At 65.3% G+C, this 10461-nt stretch carries 8 protein-coding genes; 4 read left to right on the top strand and 4 right to left on the bottom strand.

Translation table 11 applies throughout. The features are described from left to right. Positions 1-70 precede the first annotated feature (70 nt). The 4 genes from ACFQ36_RS00825 to ACFQ36_RS00810 are packed head-to-tail and all read right to left on the bottom strand — an operon-like array spanning position 71 to position 3207. Complete coding sequence (locus ACFQ36_RS00825; RefSeq protein ID WP_377009609.1) at positions 71-526, bottom strand: thioesterase family protein; 456 nt, start codon at positions 524-526, stop codon at positions 71-73. Positions 527-537: 11 nt separating this feature from the next. Then, the gene (locus ACFQ36_RS00820) at positions 538-1509 is read right to left on the bottom strand and encodes a 3-hydroxyacyl-CoA dehydrogenase NAD-binding domain-containing protein (protein ID WP_377009607.1); all 972 of its coding nucleotides are present in this window, start codon (positions 1507-1509) and stop codon (positions 538-540) included. Between the two features lie 4 nt (positions 1510-1513). Then, positions 1514-2401, bottom strand: a complete 888-nt coding sequence (locus ACFQ36_RS00815) for a 3-keto-5-aminohexanoate cleavage protein (protein ID WP_377009605.1) — start codon at positions 2399-2401, stop codon at positions 1514-1516. Next, the gene (locus tag ACFQ36_RS00810; RefSeq protein ID WP_377009603.1) at positions 2398-3207 is read right to left on the bottom strand and encodes a TetR family transcriptional regulator C-terminal domain-containing protein; all 810 of its coding nucleotides are present in this window, start codon (positions 3205-3207) and stop codon (positions 2398-2400) included. Before ACFQ36_RS00810 ends, ACFQ36_RS00815 begins: the two co-directional genes overlap by 4 nt. Before the next feature lie 791 nt (positions 3208-3998). On the opposite strand from ACFQ36_RS00810, the gene ACFQ36_RS00805 reads away from it, so the two are divergent. The 4 genes from ACFQ36_RS00805 (at position 3999) to ACFQ36_RS00790 (ending at position 10199) form a co-directional block, all read left to right on the top strand. Next, positions 3999-4583 carry a TetR/AcrR family transcriptional regulator gene (locus tag ACFQ36_RS00805; protein ID WP_377009601.1) on the top strand — a complete coding sequence of 195 codons (585 nt, stop codon included), beginning with the start codon at positions 3999-4001 and terminating at the stop codon, positions 4581-4583. A 525-nt stretch (positions 4584-5108) separates the two neighbouring features. Continuing rightward, the gene (gene betA, locus ACFQ36_RS00800) at positions 5109-6848 is read left to right on the top strand and encodes a choline dehydrogenase (protein ID WP_377009599.1); all 1740 of its coding nucleotides are present in this window, start codon (positions 5109-5111) and stop codon (positions 6846-6848) included. A gap of 8 nt (positions 6849-6856) precedes the next feature. Then, positions 6857-8359 carry an aldehyde dehydrogenase family protein gene (locus tag ACFQ36_RS00795; protein ID WP_377009597.1) on the top strand — a complete coding sequence of 501 codons (1503 nt, stop codon included), beginning with the start codon at positions 6857-6859 and terminating at the stop codon, positions 8357-8359. 148 nt (positions 8360-8507) lie between these two features. Further along, the gene (locus ACFQ36_RS00790; RefSeq protein ID WP_377009595.1) at positions 8508-10199 is read left to right on the top strand and encodes an APC family permease; all 1692 of its coding nucleotides are present in this window, start codon (positions 8508-8510) and stop codon (positions 10197-10199) included. Positions 10200-10461 lie beyond the last annotated feature (262 nt).

Here is a 10461-nt window from a genome sequence, read left to right as displayed (position 1 = left end):
GCAGCTGCGCCAGGCGGCAGGCTGCGCAGAGAAGATGCTTCCACGGATCCTTCTTTCTCAGAGGGAGCGGCTAGGAGGTGACTTTCCTGCCGATCCAATCCGGTGCCTCGCCTTCGAGGCCGGTTCTGAATCTGCTGATGCTGCCCAGGACGGGAACGGGAAACGGGGTGCTGCGGCCCGAGTTCTGGTCCACGTGCAGGGCCAGCAATTCCTCGGTGGCTATGACCTGTTCCCCGGTACGCATCTCGTGGGCCAGATGAAGCTTCTTCGCCCCGGCACCAACAATCTGAGTGGTCACGGTCAGCTCGGCCCCCAGCCCTGTCTCGGCCAGGTACCGCACGTGCGCCTCAACGGTGTAGAGCGAACTGCCGGCCGCTGCCCGATATGCCTGGTCCATCCCCAACCGGTCCATGACCTGGTCGGTGGCGAAGCCGAAGACCAGCACATAGAACGCCTCCGACATATGCCCGTTGTAGTCAATCCAGTCCGGCTGGACCGCGCACCGGTAGGCTGGCAGTACACCCACCGCCGTACCCGTCATGGCTGGTCCGCCTTGAGCGCCGCCAGCACATTACGGATTGCAATGATCGCCTCGTCCCGTTCGGCCACCAGGTCGGCAACCGACCGGCCATTGGCCTCCTCGTCGCAGCCGGCAATCACCGCGTCGCGCAGTCCGGCGGTCAGCTCCGGCGCATCCAGCCGTGTCCACGGGGACTTCAGGGACGGGCCGAAATGATCGAGCATGTGGGCCATGCCGCCTTCGCCCCCGGCCAGATGGAAAGTGAGCATAGGGCCCTGGATGGGCCAGCGAAGCCCCGGTCCGTCCGTGATGGCCAGATCAATCTGTTCGACTGTCGCCTCGCCGTTGTCCACCATGTGCAGCGCCTCGCGCCACAGGGCCTCCTGGAGACGGTTGGCGATGAATCCGGGCACTTCCCGGTCCATGGTGATCACCGACTTGCCGATGTGCTCGTACCAGGCCGAGGCCCATTTCACAGCTGCCGCCGAAGTGTTCTCGCCGCCCACCACTTCCACCAGCGGGATCAGGTAGGGCGGATTGAAGGGGTGGCCGACCACCAGCCGGGACGGGTCCGTTGCTGCCGTGGCCATTTCCGTCATGCCGTAGCCGGAGGTCGAGGAGGCGATAACGACATTGGGTGCGGCCACCGCGTCAATCTGCGCCAGCAGGGACTGCTTCAGCTCCAGGACCTCCGGCGCGCTCTCCTGCACGAAACCGGCGCCGGAAACGGCCTCGGCCAAGTCCGCATGGACGGTGATGTTGTCCTTCGACGCCGTCGGCGCCAGCCCCAGCTTCGTCAAAGCAGGCCACGCGGCGTCGATAAGCCGGCGCAGCTTCACTTCGGCATCCGGCGAGGGGTCCCACGCCTTCACCCGGTAGCCGCGGGCCAGAAAGTAGGCGGCCCAGCCGCCACCGATGGTGCCGATCCCCACGCAGGCGACCGTGTCGACGTCGTTCATATCCAAGGGCGCAAACTCTTCGGTAGTCATGGCGTCAGGCTTTCTTCTCGAGCTGCAGGATTTCGCGGGCCTCGTCCGGTGTGGCCACCGAGGCTCCGAGGTCATGGATGATCTGGATGGCACGTTCGGTCAGCTGCGCATTGGTCGCCTTCACGCCCTTGCTCAGGTAGAGGTTGTCTTCCAGCCCTACCCGGACGTGCCCGCCCAGCACGACGGACTGAGCCACCCAGGGCAGCTGGTCACGGCCGATGGCAAAGGAAGTCCACTGTGCGCCTTCGGGCAGCATATTGACCATCGCCTGCAGCAGCCCGGGATTGGCCGGCGCGCCGTACGGGATGCCCATGCAGAGCTGGTAGAGCGGCGGCGGGGCGATCAGCCCCTCCTCCACCATAATGTTGGCAAACCACAGGTTCCCGGTATCGAAGATTTCCATCTCGGGCTTTACACCAAGTTCCCGGATGCGCTCGGCGCCCTCGCGGAGCATGTCCGGGGTGCTGATATAGACTTGGCTTCCCTCGCCGAAATTGAGCGAGCCGCAGTCGATCGTGCAGATTTCCGGCCGCAGTTCCTCCACGTGTGCCAGGCGCTCCAGGCCGCTGACCAGATCCGTTCCGGGCAGCTGCTTGGTCGGCTGCCCGGGATCCAGGACCAGGTCACCGCCCATCCCGGCCGTCAGGTTAATGACCGGGTCCACATCGCTCTCGCGGACCAGACGGACCACCTCGCGGTAGAGCGCCACATCGCGCGAGCCCCGTCCTGTTTCAATGTCGCGCACATGGATATGCACCACCGATGCGCCCGCACGGGCGGCCGCGACGGCATTGTCCGCGATCTGCTCGGGGGTGACGGGTACGTGCTCGCTCTTGCCGGTGGTATCCCCGGCACCGGTGAGGGCACAGGTGACAATGACCTTGCGGTTCATGCAGGACTCCCTTGTGGTAGGACGATATTTCGGTCAATAAAACTTTCGATATGGCTGAACATCTGATCCGAAGGCAGGATGCCGGTCAGGACCTTGATGCCCAGGCCGTCGATGAGGCTGGTGAGTTCCATGGCCAGCTGGTCGGAGGGCACATCGACGACTACGCCCGCCTCCTGGCCCTGGACGATCGCGTCCTCCACGGTCTTGTACCAACGCCGATAGCCCTGCGCATGGTTCTCTCTCCCCGACGGATTGACGGCCACGTCAGCCCAAGTCTGCAGCCAGATGGAGAATTCCGCGCTGCCCCGCTCACCGGCCGGAAGTTGGATTTCGATCAGCCGCTTAAGCCGGCGGACCGGATCCGTGATGGAGTGCAGCTCGGCAATCTGGCGGTCAAAAGCCAGCTTGATCGAGTAGCGCAGCGTTTCGGCGAAGATCTCGCGCTTCGTGGGAAAGTAGTAGTGGACGGCGGCCGTGCTCATGTTACAGGCATAGGCGATATCGGCGATGCGTACCGCCGAATACCCGCGGCGAGCCAGGAGCCACCAGGCCGCCTCGATGATCGCACGCCTCTTTTGGGCGTGTTCGTTGTTCTCCGAATGCCTCGTCGGAAGGATCTTCGCTGGCGGTGGCACGGACGGACCGTGCGCCTCGTCTGAACCGGACAGCAGCCAGTTCACCGTCACGCCGGTGATGTCTGCCAGATTGGTCAGCTCCTCCGGATGGAAGCGCCGCGTCCCATTGAGGGCCTTGGAGAGCTTCGTTTCGTCCAAACCCATATGGTGCGCGACCTCACGCTGCGCCATTCCAGAGTTCCGGATAGACATCCGGACGCGCTCTGTGACCTCGATCTCATTTATTGCCATGGACCGAAACTAGTCCACGTTTGCGATTTTAGCAATGCCTTTTAACTAAAAGTCAGAAAATTGCGATTGTCGTGGACCGGCCCCCGCGCTCCCTGCGGCCAACAGTGGCGGACCCCGAAGGCCTAAACAGCCACCCGCCTCTGACTGACGGAAGAACCAGCGGCGGGCCTCTCGGTCTTGATGGTGGCACTCATGGAAAGGCAACATCCTCGACCGCACGCTCGATGAACCATCGGCCTCTATCGCCGACAGTTCAGCTGCTGCGCAGCGCCCGTTAGATCGGACGCCGCGCCGAATGGGGCCAAGGCGATGTCCTGGTTTGTCGCGCCCTCCGTCTCGACGATGGAGGGAGCGGTCAGGCGAATGGCATTCGCCAATATTTCCCATCTCACGCTCATCCGGCCCGGCCAACCCATAGACACGGCCGAACCGAATCTGACCGTTTGTCAAAGAGAGCATCAGGCATAAGCTGCTGGGAGTTCATGGTGCAGGACGGGCGGGCCAGAACCCGGAACCTCGCGGGGACAGCCCCATGGCGACACCGCGCACCACGGTGCCTCCGAGCGGCCGGCCCGGACTGCTGCCCTGGGGCGGCCGGCACTTCTTCTCCACGCAGTCCTTCCCCATGCACTTCCTCGCGCCCGGCCCCATCTCCCTCGGCGGCCTCCGGTCTGGCCGCGCCGCCGGCGGGCGGGATGCGCCCGCGGCGGGTTTCGCAATAGTCTGGCCGGGTGGATACAAGCACCGTGAACTCCGGCGAACAGGTTGATAGGCAGTCGCGCATTCTCGAAGCGGCACTGGGCCTGCTGTCGCGCCACGGCATCTCAGGTGTCAATATGCGCGCCGTAGCACGCGAAGCCGGCGTCGCACTGGGGCTGGTGAACTACTACTACGAAGACAAGTCGAGCTTGATCCGTGCGGCCCTGCACCGGATCGACGAGCACGACCTCATGCTGGTCGCCCCCGATCCGGCCTTGTCCCCGGACGAACAGCTCCGCAAGGCCCTTCGGCGCGTTGCCGGCCCGGAATTCCTGACCACCCAGTACCTGTCCCTGCGCCTGCACCTGTGGGCCCTGGCGCAGGCCGATGAGGGCTTCGCCCTGATTAATGCGGCGGCGTTCGAGCGGTACCTGGACGGGCTCGCGACGCTGATCGGCAATGCCAGACCCGGGCTTTCCCGCGATGAATGCAGGGAGCGGGCAGCCGACATTGTCGTTGTACAAAACGGCATGTGGCTAACAGCGCTCCTTGGCGTAGACAAAGCATCCATCCAGAGGAGCATCGCCCGCACGGAGGAGATCGCCTTCGCCGCTTAGCGGGAAAAGGCCATGGCCTGGGCCGACAAGCCTCAGGAGTCCCGAGGTTCACTTCATCCGGCGGCAGCGAGCGCAATTATTCTTGAACATTTGTTCAACCGCAAGTCTTGAACACTTGTTCAACCTGCACTAATCTGCATCGTATGACCTACGCCACACCGAACGGGGTCCGCGGAAATAAAGCGGGCTTCACGGCCGATCCCCGGTTCCCGGCCCAGGGAACACCCGGCTTGCCCGCAATTCCGGACCATGCGGGCAATCCGCAAAGCCGGGCTTAGGGGAACACGTCGTCGCGCTGTGGCTCGTGGGTCGAACGGAGGGCTTTACCTCCGCGGGGAGCGCATACACAAGTGATGCTCCCCAAATAAATCACTGATACTGACCACCTTTGGATGTGCTAAGCGCGCCCGGGTGCTGATTCCTGCTGCCAGCGTCGGGGTTTGGGCCCTGACGGCGCCAGGGCTATCAGCGGCGCCTCGGCGACTGATCCGCACCAAGCAACCGAGTAGAAGGAGAGTTTGCAGCATGACAGATATGAACTACGATTACGTCATCGTAGGTGGGGGAAGTGCCGGCTCTGTGCTCGCCGATCGCCTGAGCGACGGAGGGACACGCAGCGTCCTGGTCCTCGAGGCGGGACGAAGCGACTACCCTTGGGATCTCTTCATTCAAATGCCTGCTGCCCTGACCTTCCCGAGCGGCAATCCGTTCTATGACTGGCGCTACGAGTCCGACCCGGAGCCCTACATGCACGGCCGCAGGATCGCCCACGCCCGTGGCAAGGTCCTCGGCGGTTCCAGCTCCATCAACGGCATGATCTTCCAGCGCGGCAATCCTCTCGACTACGAGCGCTGGGGTGCGGACCCGGGCATGGAAACCTGGGACTTTGCCCACTGCCTGCCCTACTTCAACCGCATGGAAACCGTCCTCGCCGCGGACCCCGACGACGAACTCCGCGGCCACGACGGCCCGCTGGTGCTGGAGCGCGGCCCTGCCACCAACCCCTTGTTCCAGGCGTTCTTCAGGGCAGCCCAGGAAGCCGGGTACCCGCTGACCGACGACGTCAACGGCTACCGCCAGGAGGGCTTCGCCGCCTTCGACCGCAACGTCCACAAGGGCCGGCGGCTCTCGGCCTCCCGCGCCTACCTGCGCCCCAACAGGAACCGCCGCAACCTCACGGTCCTCACCCGCGCCCTGGTCACCAAGGTCAACTTCAAGGGCAACGTGGCCACCGGTGTCACCTTCCGCCGCAATGGCAAGACCCATGTCGTCAACGCCGGCGAAGTCATTCTGTCCGGCGGAGCCATCAACACTCCACAACTGCTCCAGCTCAGCGGGGTGGGCGAAGCCGGGCACCTGAAGTCGCTGGGCATCCGCCCCGTGGTGGACCTCCCCGGCGTCGGCGAAAACCTGCAGGATCACCTGGAGGTGTATATCCAGCATGCCTGCAGCCAGCCGGTGTCCATGCAGCCGAACCTGGACCTGTGGCGGTACCCGCTGATCGGCCTGCAGTGGCTCCTGGGGCGCAAGGGCCCTGCGGCCACCAACCATTTCGAAGGCGGTGGTTTCGTCCGGTCCAACGAGGACGTCGATTACCCGAACCTGATGTTCCACTTCCTGCCGGTGGCGGTGCGCTACGACGGACAGAAGGCCGATGCGAAGCACGGCTATCAGGTGCACATCGGTCCGATGTACTCCGACGCCCGCGGAACCTTGAAAATCAAGTCCACGGACCCGACCGTCCACCCGTCCATGTTGTTCAACTACCTCTCAACCGAGCAGGACCGCCGGGAATGGGTCGAAGCAATCCACATCGCCCGGGATATCCTCGGCCAGTCCGCCCTGGCGCCGTTCAACGCCGGGGAGCTGTCCCCGGGACGCGAAGTCCGCACCGACGCCGAGATCCTCGACTGGGTGGCCCGCGACGCCGAAACGGCGCTTCACCCGTCCTGTACCGCGAAGATGGGGCCGGCCTCGGATCCGCTGGCCGTGGTGGACCCCTTGGACATGTCGGTCCACGGCACCAGCGGCCTGCGGGTGGTGGACGCCTCGGCGATGCCCTACGTGACCAACGGCAACATCTACGCCCCGGTCATGATGCTCGCCGAGAAGGCCGCCGACCTGATCGCCGGCAAGACGCCCCTGGCGCCCCTGCATGCCGAGTTCTACCGGCACGGGACCAGCCCGTTGGAGCGGGGCGCGCGTGCAGGACACCAGGCAGGACGCCGCGCCGCCGAATCCGAGACCGTCGCGGCGAAGGGCTAGGGCAGCGCATGAGCTTGGATACCGAACTGTCCCTGGCCCCCGGCCTGTACCTCGACGGCGCCTGGCAGGAAGCGTCCGACGGCGGGAAGACAGTCGTGCGCTGTCCTGCGGACGGGCGTGAAGTGGCGGTTGTCGCTTCGTCCACACCAGAGGACGCGGAGCGGGCGATTGCGAGTGCGCGCCACTCGTTCGACCACGGTCCGTGGCGGCGGCTTAGCGACATCGAGCGCGGCGCGGTCCTGCTCCGGGTCGCCGACCTGCTGGAGCGGGACAAGGCTGAATACGCCCGCGCCGAGGCCCTGGACACGGGCAAGCGCCTGGTGGAGGCCGAGTACGACATTGACGACATTGCCGCCTGCTTCCGCTACTACGGAAAGATCGCAGGTCTCGACGCGGGCCGGGTAATCGACACGGGGCGGCCCAACGCCATCAGCCGCGTGGTTTACGAACCGCTCGGCGTGTGCGCGCTCATCGCACCGTGGAACTACCCTCTCCTGCAGGCAGCGTGGAAGGTGGCGCCCGCCCTCGTCACCGGGAACTCCTTCGTGCTGAAGCCGAGCGAGCTCACGCCCTCCACGTCCATCCTGCTCATGGAGACGCTCACAGAAGCCGGCGTGCCCGCCGGCGTCGCAAACCTCGTGACGGGAACCGGGTCGAAAGTCGGCCCTCCGCTGAGTTCGGACCCGCGTGTGGACCTCGTCTCGCTGACCGGGAGCCTGGCGACGGGCCAGACGATCATGGCCGCGGCCGCCGAAACCGTCAAGCGCGTCGCCTTCGAGCTCGGCGGAAAGAACCCCAACGTTGTCTTCGCGGACGCGGATTGGGACGCAGCCGTCGACAACGCGCTGACCGCCGTCTTCCTGCACTCCGGCCAGGTCTGCTCGGCAGGGGCGCGGCTCGTCATCGAGGAATCCATCGCCGAACGCTTCGTGGCCGAAGTGGTGGAACGGGCACAGAAAATCCGGATGGGCGGCCTGTTCGATGCCAGCGCCGAGACCGGCCCGCTCATCTCCGCAAAACACCGCGACCAGGTCCACGCCTACGTCCAGGCCGGAATCGCCGAAGGCGCCGAACTGCTCTGCGGCGGATACATCCCCGACGAGGGGCCGCTCGCCGACGGATTCTTCTACCCGCCCACCGTCCTGGGCAACTGCCGCGCGGGCATGAGCGTGGTGCAGGAGGAGTCCTTCGGTCCGGTGCTGACGGTCGAAACATTCCGGACCGAGGCTGAGGCCGTTACCATCGCAAACGATACCGAATACGGCCTGGCCGGCGCCGTCTGGACCTCGGATGCATCCAGGGCGCAGCGCGTGGCGTCCGCCCTCCGCCACGGAACGGTCTGGATCAACGACTACCACCCCTACGTCCCGCAGGCCGAATGGGGCGGCTTCGGGAAGTCGGGCATCGGCCGCGAGCTTGGCCGCGCGGGACTCGACGAGTACCGCGAGGCAAAACACATTTGGCAGAACATCCAGCCCGGCCCCAGCCGCTGGTTCGGCTCGGAAGGCTAAGACGGGCATTACCAGCCAAGCACCAACACAAGGGGAAACCGGCAGGACTCCGGCCGTGGGCAGCGCCGCCCGCCACCGGAGCAACCCTGCCGAAACCAACACCCGCGCCCGCGCGGGAACCATCGTGCTATTTCGACTAGGAGCTCAGATGTTGGAACCCACAAAGACTGACTCAGGCGGTATGGACGAGTTCGGCTACGCCCAAACCCTGGACCGCAGCATCGGCAAATTCGCCAGCTTCGCCGCCGGAGTCAGCTACATCTCCATCCTCACCGGCGTATTTCAGCTCTTCTATTTTGGTTTCTCCATGGCCGGACCCGCCTACGCCTGGTCCTGGCCCATCGTTTTCGTCGGCCAGCTGATGGTCGCACTCTGTTTCGCTGAACTAGCCGGCCGCTATCCGGTGGCCGGATCGGTTTACAACTGGGCCAAGAGGCTCTCCTCCGGCACCTACGCCTGGCTGGCAGGCTGGCTCCTGCTGATTTCCTCGATGATGGCCCTGGGAGCAGTCGCGCTGGCCCTCCAAATCACGCTGCCGCAGATCTGGTCCGGCTTCCAGATCATCGGCGACGGCACCGGTGAGTACGACTTTGCGGTCAATGGCGTACTGCTGGCCAGCATCATGATAGGTGTCTCCACGCTGATCAACGCGTTCGGCGTGAAGCTGATGACCCTGATCAACAGCGTCGGCGTATTCGTTGAGCTGGTTGCGGCCGTGCTGCTGGTCCTGGCGCTGGGCTGGCATGTGGTCCGTGGTCCGGAAGTCCTCTTCGACACCGCAGGCTACGGCGAAGGGCACCCGTTGGGTTTCTTCGGCGTCTTCCTGATCGGCGCCATGGCATCGGGCTACGTCATGTATGGCTTTGACACCGCCAGCTCCCTTGGCGAGGAAACGAAGGACCCCAAGCGCACGGCGCCGAAGGCCATCCTGCGCGCTGTCACCGCCTCCTTCGTGCTGGGCGGCCTGATCCTGCTCGGCGGGCTGCTGGCAGCTCCGGACCTCAGCGATCCGAAGGTAGGTTCTGCCGACGGCGGCCTGCAGTACGTCGTGCTCTCGGTGCTGGGCGGCCCTTTCGGCAAGGCCTTCCTGGTGTGCATCGTCGTGGCCGTGGTCGTCTGCACCCTGGCGGTCCACGCCGCCGCCATCCGGATGATGTTCGCCATGGCCCGGGACAACAACCTGCCGTTCAGCCGGCAGCTGAGCAAGGTGGATCCGGTCCGCCGGACACCTACCGTGGCAGCCATCGTCATCGGGGTCATCGCCGTGATCCCGCTGGTCGTCAACGTGATGCAGCCGGCGATTTTCACCATCATGTCCAGCATCAGCATCGTGCTGATCTACCTGTCCTACCTGCTGGTCACCGTGCCCCTGCTGCGGAACAGGTTCCTGCGGAAGTGGCCGCTGAAGGAGGAAGCGGCCGGCAAGGCCGGCTTCAGCCTGGGCAAGTGGGGCCTGCCGGTGAACATCCTGGCCGTGCTCTGGGGCGGGGCCATGACCCTGAACCTGATCTGGCCGCGGCAGGAGATCTACAACTCCGTTCCGCCGTTCGAGTGGTACCTGCAGTGGGGCGGCGTGTTGTTCGTTGGTGCCGTCGTGATTGGCGGCGCGCTCCTCTACCGCCTGAAGATCCGCCACCAAACGGGTGTGCTGGTCGAGCACGCCGCGGCCGTCACAGCACATCCGTCGTCGGGCTCCGCCCACGCCGAACCTTCGGCTGCCACCCAACCGGTGTCGGGCCCTGTCCCCGGAGCCACCCTGTCCCCTGCAGGCATTGTCAGTGAGATCCCTGACGCACTGGCAGCCAATGCTGCCATGTCAGAGAAGGGTCCCGGGGCGTAGGTTGGGCCGCTGCGGATAATGGGCACGAGGGCCGGACGGCACCCGTAGCCCTGGACGAGCATCCCTTCGCCAATGTCCACCGGCGGAGGGATGCTCGTCCAGGTGTCTCGGGGCGGCGTCCGGGCCGGTGCTGCCAACGACCACCGCGATCTGCCCGCAGGGCCGGGAACCACCCCGGCACGGCGAAACCACCGGCACCTGCCGGCAAGGCATGCCGCCCACGCCGCCCCGCTGCCGGTAACGGCGCCTGCGCGTCAGCCGC

Source organism: Arthrobacter sp. GCM10027362 (genome assembly GCF_042679445.1).
Classification (GTDB): Bacteria; Actinomycetota; Actinomycetes; order Actinomycetales; family Micrococcaceae; genus Crystallibacter.
This window is presented reverse-complemented; position numbering and strand designations above follow the sequence as displayed.

Coding starts and splice junctions, on each gene's coding strand:
- ACFQ36_RS00820 (WP_377009607.1), bottom strand. CDS start 1,509: ATGACTACCGAAGAGTTTGCGCCCTTGGATATGAACGACGTCGACACG.
- ACFQ36_RS00815 (WP_377009605.1), bottom strand. CDS start 2,401: ATGAACCGCAAGGTCATTGTCACCTGTGCCCTCACCGGTGCCGGGGAT.
- ACFQ36_RS00810 (WP_377009603.1), bottom strand. CDS start 3,207: ATGGCGCAGCGTGAGGTCGCGCACCATATGGGTTTGGACGAAACGAAG.
- betA (WP_377009599.1), top strand. CDS start 5,109: ATGACAGATATGAACTACGATTACGTCATCGTAGGTGGGGGAAGTGCC.
- ACFQ36_RS00795 (WP_377009597.1), top strand. CDS start 6,857: ATGAGCTTGGATACCGAACTGTCCCTGGCCCCCGGCCTGTACCTCGAC.
- ACFQ36_RS00790 (WP_377009595.1), top strand. CDS start 8,508: ATGTTGGAACCCACAAAGACTGACTCAGGCGGTATGGACGAGTTCGGC.